Raw genomic sequence first — 25,045 nt, 5'->3', positions numbered from 1 at the left:
GCCGCAGGGCCGCCCAGGACGCGCCTGGGGGCACCTGTTTTTGTTGTTATGGGATTAGGGTATTGTGCCTCCCCTATTGCGCCGAGCGGCGCTCAGGGAGAAGAGTTCGATGTCGGATAAGGGCGCACGCACGCTGGATAAGGCGAAGGTTCTGGAGAACGCTGTAACGTCGATCCAGCTAGGGATTGAGGACTACCAGCTCACGCAGGGAAATGAGGGCAACCCGCTCAGAGCCGTCTCATCTGCTCGTAACCTCTTCGCTGGGGTACTACTGCTTTTCAAATACAAGATTGCAACGCTTGCGGACTCCCCCGAACACGCTGCCAGCCTCATCTACAAGGCCAGAAAATTCAAACCCTGCCGAACCGAAGCGGGGGCAATCGAATGGCGCCCTGAGCTTGAGAGAAACAAAACAATCGACGTTGCGGACATCGAAGCTCATTTCGAAGGGCTAGGCATCCGCACGGACTGGGGCGCTGTCAGCACCCTGCAAAAATGCCGAAATGACCTAGAACACCTTCATCCAAAGCACCCCCTGGAAGAGATCAACAAGTTCCTGCTCGACCTGTTTCCGCTCCTGCGCGACTTCATCACACACGAACTGTCTGAGAATCCGGCAGCCTTGCTGGGCGAGACCTGGGAAGTGATGCTCAGGAATCACCAGTTCTTCGCTCGTAACCTTGATGAAATTCAAGGCCGGTGGACAGAGCTAGGAGTCATGGCGCACACCCTAGAAATATTCAAGACGTGTGTTTGCCGTGCCTGCGGGTCGCCCCTGCTAGAGCCAAACCGTGAGGATGTCCAGGTAGGGATGCCCTTCGACTACGCAGAGTTTCGCTTCAACTGCCTCGTATGCAACCAAACTGATTCGTTCGTTGAGGCGCTTGCGGAGGAGCTGCGCTACGCGAAAGAAGACCCATTCGGCGATGAGGAGGTAATCACGGATTGCGGTGGCTGTGGGGCACCAACATTCGATATGACCGAGGGTCACTGTCACATGTGCGGCTATAACTACCAGCCTCCACGATGCGGGGGGTGTCACCGGACACTCGAAAGCTACGAAGCGGAGAACGGTTCGTACTGCGATAGGTGCTCTGAATACGCTCACTACAACGATGAGTACGAGCCGAACATCAGGTAGGCCGTTACCGCCGGATACCTACCACATTGTCGTCATCGAACACAGGCAGGTCGCTAAGGTCGCCCATGGTGCTGCCCTTGGGGGCCAGGGACTCAATCTTGTTGTCTTTCAGGAACTGTCGGATGACGTTGAGGTAGGCCGGTGCCGGTGGCGAGCGCACCAACTTCCCGTCCTCCATCACACCTTCGCCGTCGATGGTCACTGGGACACCCCGCATGATTTCGAGGCACCACACGGCGAACTCGTTGTGGACTACTGCAAGTTCCTTTTCGGTTGCTCTATCCGAGGACATGGTGGACTACCATTTCGAGTGCTTTGGGGAAGCCGAGGTAGTTCACGGCCATGGTGATAGCTACGCCCAAGGCGAGCCATTTGATTTGAGTGAGGTTGTCCTGGATGTTGCTCAGGGCCTCATTCAAGGCTTCGGTCATCTTCTGGACCACGCCCAGTTCTTTTTCTTGCGCCTCCACGCGAACCTCAAGACGGGTCACGCGGCGGTCGATTGTTTCGCTCATTGTTGTTTTCCAAGTGGTGGCCCCCGGTCTCCCGAGGGCGAATCAATTAAGAGGTTGTGGTGGTCTGGACCCATAGGGCCGTTTGGGCTTCCCCGGAGAGCCTGAGCGCCTCCTGGAGTTCGGCCTTGGTGGCCTGGATGGTGCTGTTGTCCGCAAGTACCCAAGTGATGGTGTCGGTGTCGCCCAAGGCAACAATGGAGCGAGCCATGCGGTTCTGGCTGGCCTCATCGCCGTTGAAGGTATTACCTGCGGTGGTGGTTACTGTGATTGCTGCAACGGCATCGGCGCGGCTCAAAACGAACTCCATCCGTGTGGTGGAGCTGGAGACCGCAAAGTCCCCTACGGTCCCGAAGTCCCCTGCTACTGCGCGGGTGAATAGCTCGCGCCCGTAATCGTGAGTGTCATCCTGGCTGGCCGTGAATGGGGCCTCACCAATCCCCGTGAAGGTGACAGTGAGGGTCACGGCGGTTTTGTCAGCGTTGGCATAGGCCGGGCCCGAAGCCGTGGTGTACACCGCTGGAGTGGTGCTGGTGGTGCTGGTATCAGTCATTACGCTACTCGCAACATAACGGTGGCCTTGTAGCCGGAGGAAAGGTATCCACACACCATCCAGGTGCCGGATGCCGTGACGGAAGATTGGTAGTTGTAGGAGCCGTAGTAGATGGCAGAGCCCGCCAGGAGCGTGCCTGGGGCGTAGTTGCCGTTCGCCCACATGAAGGCGTAGGTGCCGACCGCGCCCACTGCGAGCTGGCCGGTGTACGCCCCTAAGTTGCCGGCGTGGATGATTGGGTAGGACACGTCCCCCATGGACCAGCCACCGACCTTGAACACGTTGTCCGTGTCTATGCCCAGGTAGCAGGCGTACTGCCCCTCCCGAATGAATGCAATGACGGCGGAGGCATAGTCATTGGAGCCGTTACCGATGGTGAGAGCATTGGCGGCACCAGTGGAGGTGATGTTGGCGATGGCGGGCGGGTTGCCTGATGCGAAGCGCATCCCCGTTGTGTCGTGCGTCGAGCCTGCCTTGAGGTAGTCAGATATCGCGAAGTGTGCGCTGTTGTACACCGTGAGCCAGCCGGACCAGGTAGTTGCTGCCGTGGCGTAACGGAAGAAGCGCTCAGTGCCCGAGGAGAACTCCTGGCAGATGGCGGTCAGCGCCGATGAGTCCTTCCACTGCGCATGACTCACTAGGACGCCGTAGGTAGGGTCGCCTAGACCTGGGATAGCTAACCCTGCTGGCCCCCCGGAGATGAACCCCACCTGGGTGCCTGTGCCGTACAAGTCCGCTGGGGTTGCAGCCGCCATGGCGGTGCTTCGGAAGTCCACCACAGCCCCCAGACCATGCGCCAGGTGGGACGGAAAGTATTCCAGCCCTGTTTCCGTCGAGTTCTGCCGAAGAGCTTGGAGCGCTTCACCGGAGGCGACTGGCAGATTCAAACTCGCAGCGTACCCGGCCGCCTGCTGCTCAGAAGCTGCAGCGTTGGTCTCGCTGGTTTTCGCAGCGGCCTGAGAGGCGGCACTGGCTGTCTCCGATGCCGAAGCTGCGGCTGCCGAGTTCGCGGCATTGGTTTCGCTCGTTTTAGCAGCCGTTTGGGAAGCTGAGGTTGCGGCTTCTGCGGCCTGAGTGATGGTGTTGAGGTCGTTCACAGCAGTCGTGTGAATCGCCTCTAGGTCACTGTTGGCGGCTGTACGGATAGCAGTGGTCTTGTCGATGGAGTCCTGCTCAATCGCAAGCATGGTGTTCTTGAAGTTGACGTTCATGTAATTGAGCGTCATCAGGTCTTGCGCATCTACAGGGTCTGCGAAGTCAGTGGCGCGGACGCCTTGCCCATCCCATACGCCATCAGCGGTCAGGTGGATGCTGGCCTGGGTGCCGTCATACGCCTCCTGGGCGCAGTACAGGTTGTACGTGACCACCAGGTCCAGGTCGGCTTCCAGGAGCGTGGAGCCATCCTGGAAAGAAACAATGGCGGAATCCTTGGGAGTGATCCGGCGAATCTCGACCACGCCACCAGCGACAGGCGCGGAGGCGATCTTGATAGTGTACGAATCTACCCAGGTGAAGTCCGTGACCACTGTGTCCACGGACACCTGGATATGCGCGGTGTCCAGGTAGGGGAAGTTGAAGGGAAAGTTTGTGGTTGCTCCGTCCGCTTTCAACTGGACGTAGCTGTAGGGTGTGTAAGCCAAATAGAGGGTTCCAAAAAAAGAAAACCCCAGCCGAAGCCGGGGTTCCCGTTGAGGTGGTTATGTCAGTGCTGCTTCGAGCCGGTTGGGTAGTCGTTGGCGATCATGTTCAACATGGTGCTAACGGGCGCTACGTTGTTCAGCGGCAGGAGGCGAGCCCAGTTCTTGATGTCCGTAGCGGACGTTTGGGAGTCATCAGAGAGCCCGTTCTTGACGAGCTTCTTCATGGAGATGAGGCCGTTGATGGCCTGATAGGTTGGGTTGGAGACAAAGCTGGACAGGTCGCTGGTGGTCCGCATCCCCGAGAACAGCGGGTACGGAGACACCGTGTCATAGAGGTTTGGCAGAAGAGAAGCCTGGGAAATTTTGCCGAAGCTGTTGGCCACGATCTGGCCGGGGGCCATACGCTGGTCCAGGAACTTCTGGCGGTTCTCCTCATTCATCCCCATGGAATCCAGCATGGTTCGGCCCATGTAGGTCAGGCTCGCCAGGAATCCCCCGTGCAGGACAGTGGACAACGTGGCCCAGTCCCGGTGGTTCGCGGCGAAGAGCATGGACTTGTTCCAGCCGTGCATGGTGAAGGCCATGAACTGGAACATGGCTTTTCCTAGTGTGGTCCCCATGAGTGGAATCATGGAGCTAAGGTCGTTCTCCTGGATGACACGGCGAGACTCACGGTGCATCGCAGTCATGAACCTGGAGTAGTTCTCAGGGGAGTCCTTAACCCAGGCCCCGAAGTCCAGCTTATGGGAAGGCCCGAAGGCACCATTCCGGGGAGTGCTGTACTTCTTGAGGTCCGCCAGAACGCCATTCGCTTGCTCTCTGCTCATCCCCATCCAGGCCAGTCGGTCATCGGTGAGGAGCTTGGACGCCGCACCATTGGCGTGATTGACCCAGTGATTCACCAGGGCGATAGCGTGGATGCGCTTCTGCTGGATCATAAGCGGTGTCATGCCGGTGTAGTCCAGGACGCCTTTGGCGACCTTGCGTAGCCCGTTGTCCACGGCATCCAGCTTGCGGTTGAACGCAGTGTCACCGTTATGGCGAACCCAATCGTCCTTGGCGCTGAAATTCAGGCGGGCCACGTAGTCAGCCCCGGCACCTCCGATTGTGTTCTCCAGGTGGTCCAGGAGGTCATCAGGGGCTTTGCCGGTGGCGATGTCACGGCGCAATGCTCGGAGAGTGGGCACGGCCTGGAGCGTGGCCTTCCATCCCATGGACCCAGTGATCTGCGACAGCTCGGAGACTTGGTTCCATACCGCCCCGCCCATGAGGCGGATGACGTTGAAGTTACGCCACATTTCCAGGCTCTTGTTGAGCGTGGAGAACTCCTCCATCGGAAGGCCCTGGATGCGATCGAAGGCGAACTTCAAGTCCTTTCGCATACCGGCCACGTTCGCGCCTGGGCGCATCCCTTCCCCAAACTTGTTCTCCGTGGCGGCCATGATGGCCTTTTCGATGTCCTGCCCCTTGTACACGTCCAGGTGCTTTGCAAGGGCCACGCTCCCTGCCATACGGCGCAGGTACGGTTCCACTACTTCGAAGGCGTTGGTATGGATGAAGTCGTTGAGGGAAACAGCGCTCTTCGTCCCATCGGCACCTGCCCAGGTCTCGGTGTGCAGCTCGTTCACGGAGTTCCGGTTCTTGAGGCTTGAGGCAGTGCGCCCCGCATCATTCCCCTTCGTGGGCAGCATATCGTCCATGACCCGGACGGCCTCCTCTTCGGAGTAACCGCCATTGAGCATCAGTGAGTGCTTCAAGGCTTCCCGGTCAGTGCCCATCATCATGGAACCCATCGCGTCCTGCGTGCGGTTCGCATGGGCCTCTTCGACAGTCCGAACGTACCACTTCGCCCAGCGGTTGGCGGCCTCATCCGAGATGCCCTCACGGGCTCCCTGATACGCCCTAGCCCACCAGCCGGTGACAGCTTCGTGGCCCCAGGTGTTGACCATGGAGTTCCACTTGTTCACGTCATGCTTTCGCGGGAGGTAGTTCGGGTTCTTTTCCAGGGTGCCGACCACGGAGGTAGCGCCCGTGTCGAAGTCACGGATTTCCGTTTCAGTCAGGCCCAGCTTGATCCGCCCCTCATCCTTGAGCGGGTTGTTGATGTAGTCCGCCACATGGTCCAGGGTCTTGCGGATGGCCTCACCAGCACGCACTACCTCATCAGGGAAGCCAGCATCCCGGCCCCGGATGAAGTCCGACACCAGGCTACCGAAGTGGTCAAATGCCTCAGCCTTCTGGTGCCACTTGAAGCCGTTGGCCTGGAACCACTTCTGGAACTGCGGGAGCGCGGTTTTCTTCATCTGCGTGGCCCAGCCCTCTGCCCACTTTGTGGTGTCGTCCCAGGCATTGGGCCCGACCACGGAATGGTCCTTGTAGCCAATGGACGTGCCGAAGAGCTTGGCGGCCAGCGCACGGACTGCGGTTGGAGAGTCAGCTTTGCCAAGCTTGTTTTCCAGGCCGAGGCCCCAGCCGAACACTTCGGGGATGTGCGCGGCCCTAGCGGCCTGAGCATCCACGCTGCCTTCCAATGCGGGACTGCGCACCGTCCTGGACACGCCTCCTGGGCGGGTAAGTGGGTTCGCCAGCTCCACCAGGCGGGACAGGGCGTTGTGTTCGTTTTTGCCGATTCCTAGCAACTTTCGAAGGCCGCCGACAAAGCGGTCCCACAAGGAAGCATCGGGCTTGCCTGGAAGGGCCTTCCCCTTGAGCCACTGCTGGAACCGGGCATTAGTCAGTCCGTAGGCGATCATCTCCTTGGGGTTGTCCAGGTTAATCCCCAGGCGACCCTCCAGAGCGCTCTTCCAGTGTTCCCCGAACTCACTCTGCGCAGCCTTGAGCATCGAGCCGTGCAGCGTGCTGAGGTCCGTAGTGGCCTTGCTGATCTGCGGGTCCGTGGACATCAGGCGGTCGCTGGTGGCGTGCATCTTGTACACGGTGGCTGCGTGGACCAGCTCATGTACGAAGGTTTCTTCATTCAGGCCGGACAGGTCCGATAGACGCCCGGTGGGGCTCATGTAGGAATGGCCCCGGAGGAACATTTGAATGCCATCCCCGGTGGACTGGTGCGGGGTGAGAACCGCGCCCTTAGCAGTTTTAATCACCGCGTCCATCGCCGCATTGCCAAACTTCTGGCCCTTTTCGATGACCTTGAAGTTCATCTTGCGGAGGTCCACAGCCTTGAGGACACGGTTCAGCACTTTGACCGTCTCGGGGTTCTTTGAGTACGACCGGACGTAATCGGCCAACTGGCTCACGCGGTTGACGCCACTGGGGAGGATCAGGTTGTCATCCCGGCCGCCACTGGCTTCGTAGCGGGGGGTGTCCCACTCTTCGCTCCAAGGCTGCTTGCGCCCAGGTGTACCCACTGATGGTTCCTGCGGCTCATCCCGTGGTTCACCCGCTGCCGGTGGTTCCTCTGGTGCCCGTGGTTCCTCGGGCGGCAAGTCCACGGTCTTGGGTTCCTCCCCCGGCGAATGGATGCGGGCGGAACCTCCGTCCTCAGTCCGCCAGATAATGGCGTTGCCAGGGGTGTTCTTCGTGTCCACGTCCTGGCCGAACCTGCGGAGAAACTCAGGCTGGCTCAGCGCGCCTTCACCGGGGCGCATGAGGCCCGAATCGGTAAGTTCCTTGATTTGCGCCTTGCCGGACTCCTGGCGGCCCCACTGGGCCAGGCGGGCGTTTTCCTCAGCCAGCGGCCCCTCTACGTGAGCGAGGCTACCGCCAATGGCCCCGAGGCCCAGGCCCATCGCAGCGGAGATGTACAAGTCGTCATCCGTGCGGAGCGGGTTGTATCGGTTCATCAGCGCGTCATAGCCCACGTTGGTCCCAGCCCCGACCACGCCCATGCGGACTGCGTTGGCAATCCGTGAGCCAGCCGTGAGTAAGCCTTCGCCGCCCATACCGGGGACAAATCCGATGAGCGTGGGCAAATCCACCAGCCCGCCGACTAAACGGCCCCCGAAGCCTGCGATTCCCATTTCAGACAGCTTCTGCTCATCCTGCATGGACTGCTGCATACGGGAGCGCCGGAAGTCAGCATCGGAGTCACTTGTGGCCTGGAGGATGTAGTCCCAGTTCTTCTCGGGAATGCCCTCCAGGTACTTGCCAGCCTTGTCGTTGTCCCAGGAGAAATTCCAGTCCGTCGATTGGGTGCCCCTGTCCCGCCACCAGTTCACCACGGAGTTGTCCGAGGCGAAGCCCAGGGCCAGAGCTTGGGGGATATTTTCTACGTTGTTGATGAGCCCCCCGTTCTCTGCCCGCTGCTGGGCCTGCATCTGCACCAGGTCCGAGGCGGAAGCGCTCTGATCCGGGTTGACCGAATCGCCGGAGGTGAAAGCGGAGGACAGGGGGTCAGGCTTTCCCGAGGGGGACTGCCCTGCTGCGGGGGTGGTGCCGTTGAACTTGCTCAGGTAGTCCCGTGTTTCCGGCCAGGGACTCCCTGCGGCCAGCGCCTTGGCAGCCCGAGGACCGCCGTTGTAGTCGGCCAGGGCCATATCCATGTTGCCGTTGTACTTAGCCAGGCTGTCCCGCATGTAGCGCCCAGCGGCATCAGCGGCCTGGGTGTAGTCCTGGGGGTCAGTGACGCCGTATGCCTTTTGAGTGGCGGGCATCAGTTGGAACGGACCTTCGGCGCCCTTGCCGCTTTCGGCATCGAGGTTGAACGATGATTCCTCACCGCTCATTTTGAACAGCGTCCCTTGAGGGAGGCCATATTGTTGCTCGGTCGAATCAGTGATTTTCCGGGCATCTTCCAGAGAAATTTGAGTCATTAGTTACCTTTGTTATTGGAGGTACTGCGGGTCAATAGGATTCAGAGCACGCTGCACTTCGGCGGCATGTTCTGCATTAGCTGCGGCTGTCTTGGCCTTCAGGTCTGCGGCATAGGTGTTGCCGATCCACTTCTCCACCTGTTGGCGGGAGTAGTTGAGGACTTGGTGATTCACGTCTGTGAGGGGCACTCCCCCGGTCCACATGGTGTAACCGCCTCGGTCATTGGGCTCCATGCGGATGTTCCCCTTGCCGATGTCTTGGTCATCCGCGATCTTCCCTGGCACCTCGTCAATGAAGCGCTCTACCCACTTCCCCCGGTCTTCTCCCTTGGGGACTTGAGGCAGGTCTTTATTCAGGTACAGGGTGTTGTTGATGTTCGTGGAGACATTCGGGTCTTGCAGGTACTGCACGGTGGCCTTCACTGCGCTGGCCGCATCGGGCACCTGGCCGGACTTGAGGAGGAGTTCCGACCTTCGCCGGATGTCCGCCTGGACTGCCGTGAGGTTCGTCTGGTCATTGCCCCAAAGCCCCTCAGCCCAGTGGACGGAGCGAGATAGGAAGCCGGGGTTCACCACGTCATTCACAGCGCTCGCTACGTTGGCCTTCATGGCCCCCATATCGGCCTCGGTGACTCCGGAGTTGCCGCCCTGATAGACCAGGGAGGCCGCTGCGTTGGCATCAGGGAATCCGCCCTTCTCCATCAGGAACTGGATGTCGGAGAGCTTCTGGTATGCGCCACCGGCAAGCTGCTGGGCGTATGCGGGGTTCACCGCGTTGATGTGGTTGAAGGTGTCGATTGCGCCCTGGCCCTGCTGGTTAAGCTGGCCCTGCTGCTTCCCGTCCGGGGTCCAGCCGAGGGACGCCAGGTTGGTGAGACCCGACTGGAGAATGCTCTTCCACTGCGGGTTATCCACCTTGTTCGTGGAGTAGAACTGCACCTGCTTGTCGAACGGCATCTGCTCCTGCTGGACACGGTTTGCCATGTACTGCTGGGCGTACTGCTCAGTCTCGAAAGCCTTCATCTTGCCTTCGGGGCTCATCACCTGCTGGGGCTGGAGGTACGCCAGGTTGCCTTGGTCGATGGCTACCCGCGTGGATTGCTGGGCATTCGCCATGGACTGCTGGGCGGTGGACAGAAGCTGGAAGCGGTTGATGTTGTTCTGCCGCTGATTCAACTGGGACTGGCTATGGTTGATGACAGCGTTCCAGGTGCTGGCTGTGACCCACCGTTCGTTCTTCTGCGCCCAGTCATTGAAGCCCTTCTGGTCCAGTTCACCGGCATCCGCTTGGGTCAGGAACGGGCGAATCTCATCATCCACACGCTTGCGCTGGTTCTGGTCATCCATGCTCTGCGCGTGGAGGCTCACTTCGGCAGCGGTGGTGCCGCCCAGTGTGGACGCCACAGTGGCACCGGATGACAGCTTCTGAGCCAGGAGCGCGTCCACCAGGGACTTGTTCCCGGTCTGCGCGATCTGGACAAGCGTGTTGTTCAAGGTGGTCTTGCGGGCATCGTCCCGGAGTAGCGAGGTGGACGACAGCAGGTTGAAACGGCTGACGATGGCCTGGGCGGCCTGGTCCGTGGTGCCGTTGAACTGGCTCCCGGTGACATCCCCCACCACGTTCATGAGGTTGTCGCTGGACTGCTGGATGCCCTCGGTGATGGCCTTGGCGTTCATCGTCCGTGCGTTCGTGTCGAACACGTTCATGCGGAAGGCGTTATAGCCCTTGTCGAAGCCCGCCACGGCAAACTGGTTCTGTCCCTCAAGTGCCTCTTTGCGGCTCTTCGTGAGGTATTCGTCCACCTGCTGCGGGTCGGTGAACTGGAGTTCGCCAGTCTGGATTTTCGACATGGTGTCCCGCTCCATGCCTTGCATCAGGTTCTCACCGTAGATGTGCTGGAGCGTGCCCTGGAAGGCCGGGGACTGGGAGGCCAGGATAGAGCCGTCTTTGATCTTCTGGCCCAGCTCGCCCACGGTCATGGAGTCGGCTGTGGCCTGGGCCTTCTGCCGCTCCTGCTGGTCCTCAGCGGAGCCGAACTGTTGGAGCGCTTGGGGGATCGCTGAGGAGCCAAGCGCCTGGGCCAGTTGGTTGGCCTTCATCCCAGCGGAGTCGTCCAGTTGGGCCCGGACGGGCTGGAAGGCGATAGGGTTTACTTGCTCCATGCCCTGGACGCCAGGGTCATAGTTCACTTGTCCACGCATGGGGCCTCCTTATGAGCCATTAGGGGTGACGGTGGTTGAGCCGGAGTTGGCCCGGAGTTGGGTGCTGTAGGCCCCGAGAGCGCTGGAGCCAAGGCGGCTGGCCGCTTCCAGGTAGTTCGGGGAGTCCACGGAGCGGAGGGAGTTGAGCGCGCTTTGGGTGCCGTAGTAGTTGTTCTGTAGCTGGGTGTTGTTGTTCGCTACGGTGGTGCTGTAGTTCTGCTCTACGGATTGGTTGTAGTTGTCACGCTGAGCCGAGAGGTCGGCCAGGAGCGCATCCACTGAGTTGCCCTCCACGCCCGCTTCACTCGCCTGGGCGCGTGCGGTGGACATAGCCGCTCGGGCCTTGAGGTTGTTCTGGTATTCCTGCTGGGATGCAGACTCACGGGCCTGCTCGTTCGCATACCCGGTTTGCGCTTGGTTGTCCTGATACGCCTTCAAGTCGTTCTCAGACTGCTGCTCTTCATAGGCTGCGGTCGATTTCGCTTGCTGGTTCTGCTGGACCACGGACGCGGTGGTGCCAGCCGCTGCGATGGCCGTTGCGGCCCACGCTGCTGCTACGATGGTACACATGGGAATTGGACCTTCTGAAATTCCTGGAAGGCTTCGCTATCGGGGCCGAAGGGTTCCGGGGCGCAGAACTCAAAGCCCAGCCAGCGGAGCCACAGGAGATGAACAGGGTTGCCCGTCCACGCCCGGTTCATGAGGACCGGGCGGAGTTCGTGCATTTGGTTGATGTAGTCCCGGCAGTGAGCCAGGAATGTCTTGCGGGCTTGCGGAAGCTCCGGGGAAGCGAGCATCCAAGGAGCGCCGACCATCTCTGTCAGCGGGGCCACACCGAAGATGGCGACCACACGTCCATGAACCAGGAAGGTCCAAGTGCGCAGGGAATCCATCTGCCCCAGGAGCAATGCTTCCAAGGGTTGCAGGCGGGAGGACTTCCAGATTTCGTCCCGGTCCTCCTCCCGCATGTTGGCGGCCAGCTCATGGCAGTGTGCCGGTGTCGTCTCAAGTACCCACGCGACCTCAGACAGCCTGGCTGCGTTTGACAAAGAAGCCCTCCCAGTCCGCGCTCAGGAACGCCGAAGGCATCGGGGAGTCGTTCTCGATGACGATAGTGGCGTCCGTGTTCTGCGTCATGATGGGGAACGTGAACTTGCCGGTGCTAAGCTCTGCCTGTCCTAATGTGGCGCTTGGGGTGCCCAGTACCTTGCCCGAGTAGGTGTAGGTGTAAGTGTCCCGGTAACGTGGCGTCACCTTCACCTGGAAGTACCCGGTGCTGGCGAAGTTCACGGACGCCTTGCGAAGCTGGAGGCGGCCTTCGGTGTCGCTCTTGGTGCCCCCGCCTGCGCTTTGGGTCTTCACGGTGATGGTGCTTAGCTGGAAGCTGAACACGTACCGCCGACCGACGATAAGGTCCGAGGAGGTGTAATTACCCTTCACCTTCGCTGTTGTCCCATCCCACACAATTTCCGCGACCACTCCAGGCTTGAGGGTCTGCCCGGTGGCGGTCACGGCCATGTACGTGCCGTCATCCATAGCCCACGAATGCGGGATGGTGGTGTAGCCGTCCGCGTAACTCAGGGTGTCTTTCGTGACGTATTGCTTTCGGTCCAGGTGAACCAGATACGGCTCATTGGTGCCCAGGCTGTCCGTGGCTACAGTGAGCTTTTCGAAGTACAAGCCATCGGCGCGGTTGATCGCCAGGAACACTTCGGAGTCCAGGAACTCCGCGCTCAGGATGGTATCGGTGTCCGGGAAGGTCCACTTGCTCCAGGAGCTTTGCACCTTCGTGTCACCGTCCCAGTAGAACTTGTACACGTAGATGGAATGGCGGTCCCCGGTCGTGAGGACGCACAACATATCCTCAGAACTGGATGAGGCAATCTTGAACACGCCCGAAGGGATGTACTGGGGAACATGCGAAGCCACGTCCGTGGAGTCGTTGGAGACATCGTTGGTGTCCGTGAAGTATTCCCGGATGGCCGTCCAGTTCTCCCTGTCAGAGGCGAAGTACACGTTCTTGCCCACGGATTGAGGAGTGGTCAAGGCGTTGCACACGAACTCCGTGGACGGCTTGATGGAGATGGTTTTGGGCGTGAGGGTGTCCCCGTTGTCGATCAGGAATTGGACCTCATCAGAGAACAGCAGGAGTTGCTTGTTGAACGACACCGCGTGCTTGAGGATCGCGACTTTGGTGTACGTGCTGGACACGTCGATAGGATCGCTGTCCAGAAGCTCCGTCACAGTGGTGCGGTAGAAGTTCCAGTATTTCCCCGATTCCGAGAAAATCACGGCCTCATCGGCAAGGAATCCCAGGCGGTTCCGGTAGAAGACAACATCGTTGATTGTCCGGCCCACAAAGGACGGGTCTTCGTTGGTGTCCGCATCGCCTGCCACTCTGTCCGTCCAGGTGGCTGCCTGGAAGGTGAAGGTGCCGTCCGCGTTACGGACCAGCGTGTGCGGCATGGTTGAGCCGTCTAGGCCTAGTGCCACACCAGGGCCGACACACTCACGCCACACGCCAGTGCTATCAGCACCGACATCGTAGTAGACGTAGTAGTCGTCCGAAGAATCGCCAGGGTCGCCGGTAATTTCGAACAGGCAGCCACCGGCCTGGGTGCAGTTGGAAGGCAGCGTGGAGAACGACTGGACTACCTTCTTGTACGCCTTCATGGCGTTGTTGTTGAAACCATCGTAACAGTCGATGGTGAAGTCCGCGGTGCTGGTGATGTACAGGCAGGAGCCCGCACGCACGCATGTGAAGCCCGCGCTTTGGATGCCCGCCACCAGCTCCGTGGCGATGTAGTCCGTGGAGGCCAGGGAGGTTTTCGTGGCATCGGACCCATCTGGGGTCGCGTATGTAGCCACGGTCACGCCGTTGAGGATGACCCCGTAGGTGCGCCCGTAGTTACCCTGGATGACACTGATGAGTGCCTCGGGCCCACGGGTGGCACTCACGGCTGCACGGTTCGCCACGGTGATGGCCTTGTTCACGATGAAGGTGTAGTCCGCCACGGTGATCGCGGTGAAGTCGCTTGCCGGGTCGCTTGCGGCCAGGTAGCTGGTTCCATCCGGGAAAGACACCGTGCGCTCAGTGCCGTCTACGGCAAATACACGGAGTCCGCCGTTGGTGATCGCCACTTGGTAGCGCTCGCTGGCATCGCGGTTGATGGTGTGGACGAATGCCGATTCCAATGGGGAGGCTGTCACTCGGGCCAGGTGGGTGGTTGGGGGGCGCTTCATCAGTCCCTCAGAGACGGTCGAGATGCCGTTCTCCTGGGCATCCAGTTGGGAGGCCAGGCGGAGGGTAAATGGCTGCTGTGAGACGCCGTTAACGAAGTTCGGGATGGAGGATGAGATTAAGGACATAGGCTATCGGTCAAGTACCCGCATGACGGAGTAGTTGCCGGTCAGCACGTTGTAGCCCCCGGTCTCCGAGTCGTACTTGCGAATGGCGACCAGGGCCCGCGTTTCGTCCTTCTCGGTGAACCCGTTGAGGACTTCAGAGCCCACGTTCCGCTGCTGGAAAACGCGGGAGGCCCGGATGGTGATGTAGTGCCGCACCGATTGGGGAAGTTCTGCGAAGTCCAGGAGAACGACCATATCCACGGTGATCGAGGAGCCGAACTCATACGTGTGGTTCTGGCGGTCGTAGATGCGCGTCCCTCGGAGTGTGATGTCCAGGGTGGCGCTCTTCCCGCTTGGCGTGACCTCCAGGCAATTGCCGGGGACGGTGATGTACTTCGTGAGGAGAGCCGGAGTCAGCTTGTAGTTGCGCTCAGTGTTGAACTGCCATCCAGGCGATTGCACGTCGATGGTGACTTCGCGGAGGACTGAGCGTGCGATGGCGGCATCCGCTACGGGAAGGCCGTCATCCAGGGAGTTGACTGGCGACTCGCCAATGGTATTGAGCATGATGTTTACGGCATCTAGCTCGGTCGTTTGGGCGAGTGTCTTCATTTTCTAGGCACGAAAAAAAAGCCCCACACAAGGAAGTCCTTGAGTGAGGCTAGGTTGGTGGTTAGGCGGTTTTCAGCTCGACAGCGGCTGCTGGGCGGAGGATGCCGTGGCCCATGGCGTACTTGGCGACCATGAGGGTGCCTTGACGGCGGATGTCGTAGTCCGACTCCATCGCCAGGTCCATCAGCTTGACGGTGCCGACTGCGGCCTTGTGCATGACCAGGGCTGCGGTGCTGGTGGCATCTACAGCGTACTTGTCGCTGGTGCCTGCGGTCAGCGCGGTGCCGCCATTCGCAACGGTGGCGATGTTGGAACCGAACGGAGCGTGGACAGCTTTCACCAGGTTGATGCCCGCCACTTGTGGCAGTTCGCCCTTGGCATAGCTGCCTTGGCCGCCCCACAGGGAGTTCATCAGTTTGGTGTTCTGAGCCAGCATGTAGTACGCCGCTGGGGTCAGGTAGGCGTAACGCTCATCAGCCGGGATGAATTTCTCATCCAGCTTCTGCGCGGCTGCGAACAGTGCAGCTACCAGGGCTTCGCCAGTGGTGTCGGTCAGCAGCGCGGAGTCAGTAACCGAACCGCCACCAGCTTCGGTCGAGACCGGGGCCGATGCGCGGGCAGCCAGGACGCCCAGTTGCAGGATGTGCTTGTCGTAGGTGTACGACAGGGCGCGGCCCATCTCAGTCGAGTACGGACCACGGACATCGTAGTGGTTCATGGCTTCGTCGATGGAAGCGATGAATGCGTGCGAGATAAGCAGGTCGTCAATGGTGATGACTTGCTCGTTCGCAGGCACGCTCAGGCCAGCAATCTCAGCGCCCGGAGTGTGGTACTGGGCCGAGATTTTGCCCAGGATTGGGAACTGGGCGGACTTGCCGCTGGTAATGGTGCGGACCAGGTGCTTGTCAGCGGTGACGCACGACTCCTGGAAGGCAGTCAGGACTTCGCCCGAGAACACTTTCAGGAACAGCGCTTTGGCATCGCCGGTCAGGTTCGCTTGGCCCAGGCGGGAAACAGTTGCATCAGACATTGAGGGGTGAATCCTTGAGAAAAAGTCGATGGAGCGAGCCGGGGTGAATCCCGTGGCCCGCGTTGCCACCGCGCAGGGGCGCAGTGCGGCTGGACTTTTCTGTTGCTTCTCAAGGTGCTGAGGCGGCCCGTATTAACGGCTACGGGCCAGGCCGGGTGGATCAGTTGTCAGCGACAACGGCACCAGATACAGCGGCAGTGCTGGAAGCGCTGGTGGCGCTAGCCAGGGTCGAAACAGCGGCAGATGCCACTGCCTGGATTGCATCGGCCTTGGTCACGGTGCCGTCAGCGGCCACTTCGGAGACCAGGTTCGCCAGGACTTTTGCCAGGAACGACTCAGCGTCTACGGCTACGGTTTTCAAAAAGCTCATTGGGGTGTTTCCTTTTGTTGGGTTTGGGTTGGGAGTTGAACCAGGCCGGATGGCTGGGTCACGTTTGCGGCCAATGCGTAAGCACGCACGGCCCCATAAATTACGGAGCGTTTCCACAGGGGAACTCCAAGGTCGGTCATGGCCTGGAGCAAGATTCCATCGCACTCTTTTCGGGTGATGCGTATTGGCACACCGGCTAGTTGCACGGTGAGGGTCTCGCACAGGTAGTCATGGACGATTGCCGCCTGGCCGTAGGTGCCCCATGGGGGGATCATTGACCAGAACGGACGGGGTACAGAGGCCCCATCAGTGATGAAGCCAGCGGGGACATCCACATACCGGCCAGTCCCTATGGGACCGATCCAGTAGCGAAAGGACGAAGACGCCCAGTAGTCCACGCCATCCACTTCCTCCATCCACTTGATGGAGAAGTGTTCGTCGGTGAAGCCGCTCATTGTTGTTTTTCTTATTGCGGCCAGGCGTCAGAAGACGTTGGAACGGAGGAGCTTGGCCTGGACTTTGGCACGGTATGCCGGGTCACTGCGGTAGCGCTTGTCGCTCATCGCCTCAGTCACCTGGGAGGTGGATTCGAAGACATCGGCTGCGGCTGCTTTGCCGCCACCAATGAGGTTTGGTTCGGTGCCAATGGCGGCCCGGTACTGGGCGTTGAGGCCATTAACGGCCAGCTTCGCTTGTTCCAGGTTGCCATTCACAGCGGTGTTGAAGGCTTCAATTTGGGCCGGTGCCAGGTTGGCCTTGGCCCATGTGACCAGGCTTGCGTACTCATCGGCACCGCCAGCTTCGCCCTTGATTGCGGAGATGTGCTGGTCTGCCAGAGCCTGCTGGCCTGCTACATATTGATCGACCACGCCACGCGGGTATCCCGCTTTAGCCAGTCGTTCATAGCTCTCAGAACTCAGTGCGCCCGTTCGGTCGAACTCCTGGGAGAACTCAGCCAGGTCCAAGCCTTTCGACTCAAGGGCCTGGCTCGCCTCATCCGGGGTGGCCGTAGAGGGTTCGGGCTCTACGGTCGCTGCTGGAGTTGCGGGGTTAGGCGCCTTGAGGTCGGCATAGGCTTTCGCCAGTTGGTCCCAGGAATCGAAGCCTTCGGGCAGGCCCTCGGGGCGCTCTACGGTTTCAGCAGGGGTCGTGATGTTGTCGCCTACCGGGCCAGCATTGGCCTTGTCGATTGCGGCAATCATTGCCTCATCATGCCCTTCGGGGGCAGACGGGTTCGGGGTTACGATTTCAATGCTTTCCATTAAAGGTCTTCGAGAACGCGGCCATTAGCGAACACTCGGTATCGCTTGGCCTGGGGGTTGATGTTGAATTGAACTTGCTCTGCGCCCTCACCGAAGTATTCGATAAGGGGCTCAGGGGCTGCGCCCTCTTCGGGCTCTTTAGGTTTGCGCTTGGCTGCCATCGGGTTGGCCTTTCTCCATCATGCGACCAGCGGCCTGCACTGCCGGGGCTACGCCCGACTGCATTGCCTGCTGCATCTGTTGCTGTTGTTGTTCCTGCTGGACCTCTTGATCGGTCTTCACCAGGCCGTCTGTGTCGATCCCGAGGGCGGTGGCCCTGCGGGTCATGTAGTTGCCCCAGTTGATCCGGGAGGCGGCATCAGGAATCTGCATGATGGTGGAGATGAACTGGTCCAGTTTGGTCAGGTCATTGCCACGTCCAAGGGCCTCCATACCCGTCACAATGGTGGGGCTAACGGTGCCCTTGGGCAGTTCGGGGAGCTTCTTGCGGCGCTGCATCGAGAACATGATGCGGTTGACAAGCGGAAGCTGGAATTCTTGGCTGAGGATGGAGTAGACACCGCCCAAGGCGGCTTCCAATTCCCCGGCCATATACCGGATTTCTTCTGCTGTAACTCGCTCACCATTCCGCTGAATCGCGGAGTTCAGCATGAATGCGAACTCAAGGCGCTCAGTGATGGTGTTGATGGTCTCCAGTGCCACACGGAAGTCACCGGACTTTTGAAGCTGGAGGGCCTGGACATCAGATGCCACGCCATCCACAAATTCGCCATTCGGCGCTTCGGCCAGTTCACTGGAGCTAGTGACCCCGTTGGGGTTCACCAGGAACAGGACTTTGGCGGAGGCTGCGGAGCCTTCCACGATGGCCTGGGAGAGACCTTCCAGGGACTTGATATCGCCCAGGTACTCTTCCACGTAGGAGCGGCCATAGTTCTCACCGTCGATCTTGACGAATCGAATCGGGAGCCAGGCGCACTTGTCTTTCGGGTACGTGCCTCGGGAGCCGGGAACAATCTGGCCCTTGACCTCCTGATACACGTTCCAGGTCTCACCCTTGAGGGTGATGTGGGTGTAGATCGAGACGTTCTTGTTATGGTCTCGGGGGGTGTCGCCGGAGTCATCGCCAGGCTCGACTAATGACCGGGCCTCTTCTGGCAGTACCGCCAGGGAGACCTCCTCCTTGACCACGATGTCCAGGACGTTGCCCATTGGGTCACGCCGGACCACGTAGCGGTCAAGGGGGTAGAACTTCATGCCGCCCTGCTGGGGCAGGTACACAAGGCCGTTGCCGCCAACAATCAAATGCTTGAGCAACTCAAAACCAGTCACACGGATGGCGGTGGTTTCAATCTCGGTTTGCACCGCGCGCTCAATCTTCGCCAGGCCCGCTTGAACATCAGCGTGCATCTGCGGATTGCTGGTCAGCTTCTCTTCGGTGAACTCGTCGATTTCCAGGCGGAAGAAGGGAGAGTTCGGCGGGAGCAAGGCCATGAGCAATTTTGCTCCGAGGTTGTTAACGCCTCGGGCGGCCACCGCTTGCCACGGGGTGTAGAACTTCGTGCCACTTGCGTGACCGGCAGGCGGGATCAGGGTGGGGATGCTGTATTTGGAACAGTCCCGCGCCCTCTGTAGGAAGGTCTCGCGGTCTGGTGCGAGCTTGGCATAAAGACTGGCGGCAAGGCCCCGTTCGGGTTCTTGCTCGGTCTTCGCCATGGGGTCTCGTTATAGAGGGATGTTCAGCCCCGAAGAGCTACTCCCGGTGGATGCTTGGGTCAGGTCGATGCGGAGGGACTTGCGCCCATTCGCTGCGGACTGAGCCTGTTGGGTGTCGGTGCTTTCTGCGGTGTTGCTTGTCGCAGGCGCGGACTGCACCGTGGGTGCGGCTGGGGCAGGCGTTGGGGCCGCTACAGTCGTCTTAGGTGTGCTTGAGTGCGAACACATTATTGTGATTCCAGAACAGTAGTGTTTTGGATGTCGAAGCGGCTTCGCAGGAGTCGGATGACTTCTTGCTGTCCTTGACGGATGTTCACTTCGTTGATGGTGATGTGAGGGTCTACGGGCAGGACGTTGGGGAATCGCTTCTCCAGCTCCACCAGCAGCTCACGGGGAACGTTGGGGAATCTTTCCGTTTTCACGGTTTAGTAATCCTAATGTGGCCCCACGAGAATTTTCCCGTGGGGCGCTGCTTTGAAACTAATACTTGGAGCCAGACGGCCCTCCCCTACCATTCTTAGGTGGATTGACAGGGTCAGGCGATGGGGGCCGTCGTGGAGTACGTTGAGCTTTCACAAACTCTATAGCGGCCCCTACGTCCAACCCTGGACCGTCGAAGAGGTCTCTGAGCATCTCTAGCTCTTCATCTGAAAGCTTGCCAACGGATTCTTCAACCTTTCGCACGAGCAGATAAAATTCTTCGTCGGGATTCTGCGGCAAAAAACCCTCCTCGAAGCTCCCCTCGACCCCCTCATCTGTTGTGTTTGGTGTCCGTGAATTTTCAGAATTTTCGGCCATACTCTTCTCCGTCAGCGTGTCTTCATCCAATAGACGCTATGATAAGGTGGCGGGGCTTTTAACGTAAACAGCATTTCTTGTACTTCTTACCTGAGTTACACGGACACGGCTCATTACGGCTAATCTTCTGCTCAGTGTAAAATGCCGGCGGTTGACGCACTGGGGTGAGCATTTCATTCAGGATATTGTGGTGTCGCATTACCTTGATTGCATCCCGGCGTCCCTCCGCTGTGAGAGGAACAGATCCATCTACGACAATAATAGTCTCAGATGAACCCACGCTTCCTTTGCAGTCCGCCCCAAGCACTACAATTTCTTTAGCTTTGGGGTGCTGGTACATTGCTACAAGAGCATATAACTGCATGCAGGCATATCGCTCCTCGCGGTAGGCGGCGTAGTCCTCGGTATTTCTTGGGTACATAAGGAAAACGTAAAGCCGGTCTGCATTGCCCGGCGAGTAAACGAGTCGCGAGCTACGGATATTTACCGGAACACTGTCATACTTATCCATCAAGGCCTTGGCAAGGCTAGCCCTTGCAAACAAGTTCTCAGAAGCAAGAGACCGCACAGCTTGTTCGTGCATTGACAAAGGTAAGTGCGCGCCTTCACCGACAAGAGCACCGCTTACGCTATCCGAAAAAGTCCGGAGAATAGCGTTCCAAGGCCTGCTTTGAGCCTTTCTTGCCCGATGAGCCAGGCCTTCTAGCGAGTCATTGAAAGACGCCCACTCCCCTTCCGGCACAATCATATCAGCGCCAGAAACGGGAATTTCGATCTTCCCGTAACCTTGACCGGAAGTTTCAAACAAGTAGTGGCCTAGCAAGTCTTCTTCACCAGCGACGATTGCCAACGAACGCTCTCGTATTGCCTCCTCCTTCGACTCCAGATAACTGACAAAGTCTTTAATTGTCATGAGCTCAGACAGTAACAACCTGAGACTCTCAATACCCAACACATGCACGAAGGTCTTGCACGGATCAATATCATTGACCACAAAGGGACTTTTCAGCACTTTATCGAGTGGAAGCCTAAACGAGCTCATCAAAGAGCCAGAACTACTATCACCAGCGCCTAAGCTGGCAAAATACTTTTTAGCCGGCCCTGAAGAGTTGTAGGTAACTGCGACCAGATGAATCTTAAGCTCAGGACTGGAAAGGTCATACGGAAAAGGTTGAGTACACTTTTTGTCCAGAAAAATTTCTTTTGGCCGCTCACGAATGGCCTTTTCAGCACCATGGAGTTGCCCAGCACTTTTTATGACACTTTTCTTGTGCCACCTGGGCCACGCCACGGCAAGGTCATTTCCTTCTTGAAAAGCGATATTTTTGTCAGAAAACAGAATAAGCGTATTATCGAAATAAACCACAAGATCGATAAGCTCCACTCCTATCCCTTTCTTAGCCAGCCCCTCACTTGTGTAAACACAGGGAAAGCTCCAAAGACTAAGAAACGTGCTTTCAGAGACAGCTCCCAGTTCGCGCTCAGAGTCATTAACACCATCTTCTTTGACAATCGGCTTTAGCATTTTCACGTCCATTTTTATAAGGCATAGCGCGAATCAGCGAGAGGTAGGGCTTGAGCTTAACGCTTACAAAATTCCCTCTGAGCGCAAGTCCTCATAGTTTTCGATGCAATGGTCCAAGTAATGTCGCGCCTTAAGCAAGTCTTCCTTTTCGTTCTTGTCAAGACAACGAAGCACATACTTTATTATGTTACCTCGAAAAAAACCTAACCTCCAAGATTTTATGATATCGAACGGTTGAATAGTTTTCAGGTAGTGGGTACCGCCAATCTGAGTACGCTGTGATTCAGGCGCCTGAGGGTTGGTGCTTTGTATCATAACTGGTTTCCAGTTCTCATAATCCTTGCCGCAACCGCGACATACGCTAGGTTCTTGGGAGTCGAGTCGAGCGCAGGCCAAACAACTTTTCATGGTGTCCACAACTTCACCTGCTGATTCTTGAAATCGTAGTCTGATGCCCGGAGGATTCGTGCCACGCGGGCCTGCACCAGTGCCTCCTCTTCGCACAGACCGGCCTTGTCAAAGGCAGCCACTACTGTGCCCCAGGTGGGGGACTTGTCCAGGAGCCGCTTGGCAGCCACGGGCCCAACGCCTGGGCAGCCTGAGTAACCGTCCGTGGTGTCGCCCATGAGCGTCTGGTAGAGGTGCCAGTAGTCGGCCTCCTCCTCGGTCACTTCAAAGAACGTGTCTGTGTTGAAGTTGTAGTGGTGGCCGGGGACCGTCTTAAAGTCCTTGTCGATGGACGCGACCACGATTTCCTCACCGAATTTTCGGGCTCGGGTCAGGAGAATGCCGCACACGTCATCGCCTTCCAGGGTGGGTTTCGAGATGGACGGGAAGGTTTCTTGAGCCCAGGCCGTGAGGTGGGAGCGGAGCAACGGCTGGACGGTCTTGCTACGGTTGTGCTTGTAGGTCGGGAGAACGGCCTTGCGCCAGTTCACCTTGTCCGAGAAAACAAGAAGGGCCTCGTCGGCCCCTGTCTTGTCGATCAAGTTTTGCACCATCCCAGTGAAGGTGGCTTCGCCATCCTCTTCAAATGCGTGGAGGGTCCATAGGGCTCGTTCGCCCTCCTCATCGCCTCCCCAGCGGATGGCTTTCTGGTTTACTACTGCTGCTTGGACGGATAGGACATCGGCGTCGATGATAACTCTGCGCACTCGCGAATCTCTGTCAGGTCTTCTTGGAAGATGAAGCCGTATTGGCCGAAGAGCTTCACTAAGTCAGCGCCCAGTTCCGCATCGAGCGGACGTGCCGGGTACTCCAATGCGTGCTTGGTGCCGTTCACGTCGATGGTGATGGTCCAGGGGGTCAACATGGGGGTGCCTCTCTAACTTAGTGAAGTGATGGGGTCACAGGTAATCGTTTTCCCGTAGCAGGTCAAGACCGGTGCCAGTGACACGCCACTTGCGACCATACTGGCCGTGACCTTCCAGGGTGCTGAGCAAGCCCAGCGATGCCAGCGAGGCTACTGCCTGGGCTTCGAAGCGGGCGAAGTCCGATTGGATCTTGAAGGGGCTTTTGAAGGCTTCATACAGGACTTCCAGGAGAACAGGGTCTTTCGTCATTTTCTTACTCGTTAGTGTGTTTCGGCCCAGTTCAGGCCCATTTTTGATTCACCGGCCAGGGGGCACCGGAAGTTGAAGGCTTCGCCTGCTTTCGCCACGCAAGCCTCAGCCGCTTCCCGCACGATGGCCGCGATGGCTTCGTTACGGCAGGCAATCTGTACTTCGTCGTGGACCCAGGCGCAGAAGGCGTAGTCGCCATCCCAGCCGTGTTTCAGCCCGCGTGCCTGGAGTTCGTCATCCAGGAACACAAGCCATTGCTTACAGGCCAGCGCACCGGCCCCTTGCAGGAGGTAGTTGAGTGCCGCGTGGGCGGACTTGACGTGAACGTGGCGACCATCCAGGCCGACCAGGTGGCCACGCTTGGCTGCCTCTTTCACTGCCTTGACCAGCTTTTTCAGGGCTGGGGTTTTGCGCAGGAAGGTTGCTTTCAGCTTCTTGCCAGCGGCCTTGAGCGACTCTTCGTCGGGGTTGTCTTGCCCGTTGAAGAACACGTCCAGGAGGTGCTGGTAGTCGAGGCCCAGCGCCTTTGCCTTGGCGACCATGCCGTACACAATGGTCCCGACCTTTTCATCACCGGCCCCATAGAGGAAGGCGTAGATGAAGGTCTTCGCACCATCGCGGTACAGCTTGTGCAGCGTGTTGTGGTCGTCTCGCTTCTCGCTGGTGATGCCCATGGCCTGGACGTTGGCCCAGTGGATGTCCCCGTTGAGGAGGATGTCCACGTACTTGCCGCCATCGTAGCGAGCCATGAAGTGAGCCAGGCAGCGCAGTTCCAGGCCCGAGGCATCGGCACCGACCAGGAGCCAGCCGTGGGGCACGGTGAACAGTTCCCGGCAGTCGATCCCGTAGGGCGAGCCGGACGCAGGCACCTGGGCCACGTTCGGGTAAGCGTGAGTCGCTCGCCCGGTGGCCGCACCGTTGGGGTTCACGGAGCCGTGGATGCGGCCCTGCTTCTCCACAAGCATCCACGCCTGCTTCCCTTCGGCCAGTTGCGAGATGCGCTTGGCGACCAGGAGGTATTCCGTCAGGAGCTTGCACGGTGGGTAGCTCAGCTTGGACATCACTTCGTCGTCCACCTGGGGCTTGCCACCCTTGGTAAACTTCTCGGGAACCCAGCCGTACAGGGCCGTCAGCCGGTCAGCGATGTGGTCCCGTGAGGACGGGTTGAACTCCACAATCTTGACTTTGGTGTACCGGACGCCCTCGGTGTACTTCTCAAACCAGCCCACTTGGTTGAACGCGGGCTGGCCCTTGAGCTTCACACGGCGCTCAGTGTTGCCCCGTGGGTCTTCGATAAAGACTCGCCGGGTTTTCTTGGTGAGCACTTCGCCTGCCGGTGCGTGCCAGAACTTGAAGAACTCTTTCAGCTCGCGCTCCAGGTCGCCCCTGCGCTGCGCCAATTTGGCGTACAGGAGGGCTGCCTTCTCGCGGTTGAAGTGGAACCCGTTGCGCTCCTGGGCGGCCATGAGCCAGGCCACTCGATGTTCCAGGGCCAGGGCCCGTGCCGAGTAGTTCTTGCCAAGGATTCGCTTCCACAGTGCGGAAGTGACCACAACGTCCTGGACGCAGTAGTCGAGCATCTCTTGCGAGAACTCCAGCCACTCCATGCCGTCCACGTAGGCATCGCCCATGCGCGCCTTGAACTCGGTTGCGTACTCGCCTTTCATCAGGCGCAGGCGGTAGCCCCAGGCTTCCAAGGAGTGGGAGCCGAAGAGCTTGCCGGGGAGGACTGCTTTCTTGAGGAGGCCGGTGTCGGTGTCCTTGATGTTCGACCAGATGAGTCGAGTGCAAACAAGGGTGTCGATGACCAGCGCAGGGTTCACGATGAAGCCGGGGTACAGCTTCTGGATGACGGGAATGTCGTACTTGATGACGTTGTGGCCGCCGATGAAGCGGCCTTGGGAATGTTGCTCCTGGAGCCATTTGACTCCCATGGCGATGAGGCCAGGCGGGAATTTCTTAACGTCCCCAGTTGCCGTGTCTTCGATGACAAGGCAATGGATGA

General features: G+C 58.9%; 23 protein-coding genes. 1 reads left to right on the top strand and 22 read right to left on the bottom strand.

Annotation, left to right across the window (positions count from 1 at the left end):
• Positions 1-109: 109 nt before the first annotated feature.
• A complete protein-coding gene (locus tag RR51_RS18240; RefSeq protein ID WP_039614323.1) occupies positions 110-1,141 on the top strand; it encodes a hypothetical protein in 1,032 nt (343 codons plus the stop codon).
• Positions 1,142-1,145: 4 nt separating this feature from the next.
• Here RR51_RS18240 and RR51_RS18235 read toward each other — a convergent pair whose 3' ends face one another.
• The 22 genes from RR51_RS18235 to RR51_RS18130 form a co-directional block, all read right to left on the bottom strand.
• A complete protein-coding gene (locus RR51_RS18235) occupies positions 1,146-1,433 on the bottom strand; it encodes a hypothetical protein (protein ID WP_039614322.1) in 288 nt (95 codons plus the stop codon).
• Positions 1,420-1,656: a hypothetical protein gene (locus tag RR51_RS18230; protein ID WP_039614321.1), complete on the bottom strand. Its 237-nt coding sequence runs from the start codon at positions 1,654-1,656 to the stop codon at positions 1,420-1,422. The genes RR51_RS18235 and RR51_RS18230 overlap by 14 nt, the downstream gene beginning before the upstream one ends.
• Before the next feature lie 46 nt (positions 1,657-1,702).
• Entirely contained in the window at positions 1,703-2,206 is a 504-nt protein-coding gene (locus RR51_RS18225) for a DUF4376 domain-containing protein (protein WP_039614320.1), read from the bottom strand.
• Positions 2,206-3,846 (bottom strand): phage tail fiber domain-containing protein, encoded by a 1,641-nt coding sequence (locus RR51_RS18220; RefSeq protein ID WP_039614319.1) that lies wholly within the window; start codon positions 3,844-3,846, stop codon positions 2,206-2,208. Before RR51_RS18220 ends, RR51_RS18225 begins: the two co-directional genes overlap by 1 nt.
• 62 nt (positions 3,847-3,908) lie before the next feature.
• Positions 3,909-8,618 carry a transglycosylase SLT domain-containing protein gene (locus RR51_RS18215; protein WP_039614318.1) on the bottom strand — a complete coding sequence of 1,570 codons (4,710 nt, stop codon included), beginning with the start codon at positions 8,616-8,618 and terminating at the stop codon, positions 3,909-3,911.
• 12 nt (positions 8,619-8,630) lie between these two features.
• Positions 8,631-10,820: a hypothetical protein gene (locus RR51_RS18210; protein WP_039614317.1), complete on the bottom strand. Its 2,190-nt coding sequence runs from the start codon at positions 10,818-10,820 to the stop codon at positions 8,631-8,633.
• Positions 10,821-10,829: 9 nt separating this feature from the next.
• On the bottom strand, positions 10,830-11,390 hold the full coding sequence (locus RR51_RS18205) for a virion core protein, T7 gp14 family (RefSeq protein ID WP_039614316.1): 561 nt from the start codon (positions 11,388-11,390) through the stop codon (positions 10,830-10,832).
• Entirely contained in the window at positions 11,375-11,869 is a 495-nt protein-coding gene (locus RR51_RS18200; RefSeq protein WP_152619903.1) for a hypothetical protein, read from the bottom strand. The genes RR51_RS18205 and RR51_RS18200 overlap by 16 nt, the downstream gene beginning before the upstream one ends.
• Positions 11,844-14,189 carry a phage nozzle protein gene (locus RR51_RS18195; RefSeq protein ID WP_039614315.1) on the bottom strand — a complete coding sequence of 782 codons (2,346 nt, stop codon included), beginning with the start codon at positions 14,187-14,189 and terminating at the stop codon, positions 11,844-11,846. Before RR51_RS18195 ends, RR51_RS18200 begins: the two co-directional genes overlap by 26 nt.
• Positions 14,190-14,192: 3 nt before the next feature.
• Positions 14,193-14,780 (bottom strand): tail protein, encoded by a 588-nt coding sequence (locus tag RR51_RS18190; protein WP_039614314.1) that lies wholly within the window; start codon positions 14,778-14,780, stop codon positions 14,193-14,195.
• Between the two features lie 61 nt (positions 14,781-14,841).
• Positions 14,842-15,810: a phage capsid protein gene (locus RR51_RS18185; protein WP_009682613.1), complete on the bottom strand. Its 969-nt coding sequence runs from the start codon at positions 15,808-15,810 to the stop codon at positions 14,842-14,844.
• 160 nt (positions 15,811-15,970) lie between these two features.
• The gene (locus RR51_RS18180) at positions 15,971-16,180 is read right to left on the bottom strand and encodes a hypothetical protein (RefSeq protein WP_009682614.1); all 210 of its coding nucleotides are present in this window, start codon (positions 16,178-16,180) and stop codon (positions 15,971-15,973) included.
• Positions 16,177-16,635 carry a DUF1353 domain-containing protein gene (locus tag RR51_RS18175; RefSeq protein ID WP_009682615.1) on the bottom strand — a complete coding sequence of 153 codons (459 nt, stop codon included), beginning with the start codon at positions 16,633-16,635 and terminating at the stop codon, positions 16,177-16,179. The genes RR51_RS18180 and RR51_RS18175 overlap by 4 nt, the downstream gene beginning before the upstream one ends.
• 27 nt (positions 16,636-16,662) lie before the next feature.
• Entirely contained in the window at positions 16,663-17,442 is a 780-nt protein-coding gene (locus RR51_RS18170) for a capsid assembly protein (RefSeq protein WP_039614313.1), read from the bottom strand.
• Between the two features lie 138 nt (positions 17,443-17,580).
• On the bottom strand, positions 17,581-19,155 hold the full coding sequence (locus RR51_RS18165; RefSeq protein WP_010953251.1) for a portal protein: 1,575 nt from the start codon (positions 19,153-19,155) through the stop codon (positions 17,581-17,583).
• A gap of 227 nt (positions 19,156-19,382) precedes the next feature.
• Positions 19,383-19,577: a hypothetical protein gene (locus tag RR51_RS29440; RefSeq protein ID WP_010953250.1), complete on the bottom strand. Its 195-nt coding sequence runs from the start codon at positions 19,575-19,577 to the stop codon at positions 19,383-19,385.
• Positions 19,578-20,011: 434 nt separating this feature from the next.
• On the bottom strand, positions 20,012-21,478 hold the full coding sequence (locus tag RR51_RS18155; RefSeq protein ID WP_039614311.1) for a YecA family protein: 1,467 nt from the start codon (positions 21,476-21,478) through the stop codon (positions 20,012-20,014).
• Between the two features lie 63 nt (positions 21,479-21,541).
• Positions 21,542-21,793, bottom strand: coding sequence for a DUF3310 domain-containing protein (locus RR51_RS31990; protein ID WP_052261077.1), 252 nt, complete (start codon positions 21,791-21,793; stop codon positions 21,542-21,544).
• An 89-nt stretch (positions 21,794-21,882) separates the two neighbouring features.
• Positions 21,883-22,479 carry an exonuclease gene (locus RR51_RS18145; RefSeq protein WP_039614310.1) on the bottom strand — a complete coding sequence of 199 codons (597 nt, stop codon included), beginning with the start codon at positions 22,477-22,479 and terminating at the stop codon, positions 21,883-21,885.
• A 101-nt stretch (positions 22,480-22,580) separates the two neighbouring features.
• The gene (locus tag RR51_RS18140; RefSeq protein WP_009682625.1) at positions 22,581-22,790 is read right to left on the bottom strand and encodes a hypothetical protein; all 210 of its coding nucleotides are present in this window, start codon (positions 22,788-22,790) and stop codon (positions 22,581-22,583) included.
• 34 nt (positions 22,791-22,824) lie between these two features.
• Positions 22,825-23,040: a hypothetical protein gene (locus RR51_RS18135; protein ID WP_009682626.1), complete on the bottom strand. Its 216-nt coding sequence runs from the start codon at positions 23,038-23,040 to the stop codon at positions 22,825-22,827.
• An 11-nt stretch (positions 23,041-23,051) separates the two neighbouring features.
• A complete protein-coding gene (locus RR51_RS18130; protein ID WP_236693277.1) occupies positions 23,052-24,974 on the bottom strand; it encodes a DNA polymerase in 1,923 nt (640 codons plus the stop codon).
• Positions 24,975-25,045 lie beyond the last annotated feature (71 nt).

It is taken from the genome of Pseudomonas sp. C5pp (genome assembly GCF_000814065.1).
Classification (GTDB): domain Bacteria; phylum Pseudomonadota; class Gammaproteobacteria; order Pseudomonadales; family Pseudomonadaceae; genus Aquipseudomonas; species Aquipseudomonas asiatica.
The sequence above is the reverse complement of the archived record's forward strand: the minus strand, read 5'-3'. Positions and strand labels throughout refer to the sequence as shown.

Coding starts and splice junctions, on each gene's coding strand:
- RR51_RS18240 (WP_039614323.1), top strand. CDS start 110: ATGTCGGATAAGGGCGCACGCACGCTGGATAAGGCGAAGGTTCTGGAG.
- RR51_RS18235 (WP_039614322.1), bottom strand. CDS start 1,433: ATGTCCTCGGATAGAGCAACCGAAAAGGAACTTGCAGTAGTCCACAAC.
- RR51_RS18230 (WP_039614321.1), bottom strand. CDS start 1,656: ATGAGCGAAACAATCGACCGCCGCGTGACCCGTCTTGAGGTTCGCGTG.
- RR51_RS18225 (WP_039614320.1), bottom strand. CDS start 2,206: ATGACTGATACCAGCACCACCAGCACCACTCCAGCGGTGTACACCACG.
- RR51_RS18215 (WP_039614318.1), bottom strand. CDS start 8,618: ATGACTCAAATTTCTCTGGAAGATGCCCGGAAAATCACTGATTCGACC.
- RR51_RS18210 (WP_039614317.1), bottom strand. CDS start 10,820: ATGCGTGGACAAGTGAACTATGACCCTGGCGTCCAGGGCATGGAGCAA.
- RR51_RS18205 (WP_039614316.1), bottom strand. CDS start 11,390: ATGTGTACCATCGTAGCAGCAGCGTGGGCCGCAACGGCCATCGCAGCG.
- RR51_RS18195 (WP_039614315.1), bottom strand. CDS start 14,189: ATGTCCTTAATCTCATCCTCCATCCCGAACTTCGTTAACGGCGTCTCA.
- RR51_RS18190 (WP_039614314.1), bottom strand. CDS start 14,780: ATGAAGACACTCGCCCAAACGACCGAGCTAGATGCCGTAAACATCATG.
- RR51_RS18185 (WP_009682613.1), bottom strand. CDS start 15,810: ATGTCTGATGCAACTGTTTCCCGCCTGGGCCAAGCGAACCTGACCGGC.
- RR51_RS18180 (WP_009682614.1), bottom strand. CDS start 16,180: ATGAGCTTTTTGAAAACCGTAGCCGTAGACGCTGAGTCGTTCCTGGCA.
- RR51_RS18175 (WP_009682615.1), bottom strand. CDS start 16,635: ATGAGCGGCTTCACCGACGAACACTTCTCCATCAAGTGGATGGAGGAA.
- RR51_RS18170 (WP_039614313.1), bottom strand. CDS start 17,442: ATGGAAAGCATTGAAATCGTAACCCCGAACCCGTCTGCCCCCGAAGGG.
- RR51_RS18165 (WP_010953251.1), bottom strand. CDS start 19,155: ATGGCGAAGACCGAGCAAGAACCCGAACGGGGCCTTGCCGCCAGTCTT.
- RR51_RS18155 (WP_039614311.1), bottom strand. CDS start 21,478: ATGCTAAAGCCGATTGTCAAAGAAGATGGTGTTAATGACTCTGAGCGC.
- RR51_RS31990 (WP_052261077.1), bottom strand. CDS start 21,793: ATGATACAAAGCACCAACCCTCAGGCGCCTGAATCACAGCGTACTCAG.
- RR51_RS18145 (WP_039614310.1), bottom strand. CDS start 22,479: ATGGTGCAAAACTTGATCGACAAGACAGGGGCCGACGAGGCCCTTCTT.
- RR51_RS18140 (WP_009682625.1), bottom strand. CDS start 22,790: ATGTTGACCCCCTGGACCATCACCATCGACGTGAACGGCACCAAGCAC.
- RR51_RS18135 (WP_009682626.1), bottom strand. CDS start 23,040: ATGACGAAAGACCCTGTTCTCCTGGAAGTCCTGTATGAAGCCTTCAAA.
- RR51_RS18130 (WP_236693277.1), bottom strand. CDS start 24,974: ATGGGAGTCAAATGGCTCCAGGAGCAACATTCCCAAGGCCGCTTCATC.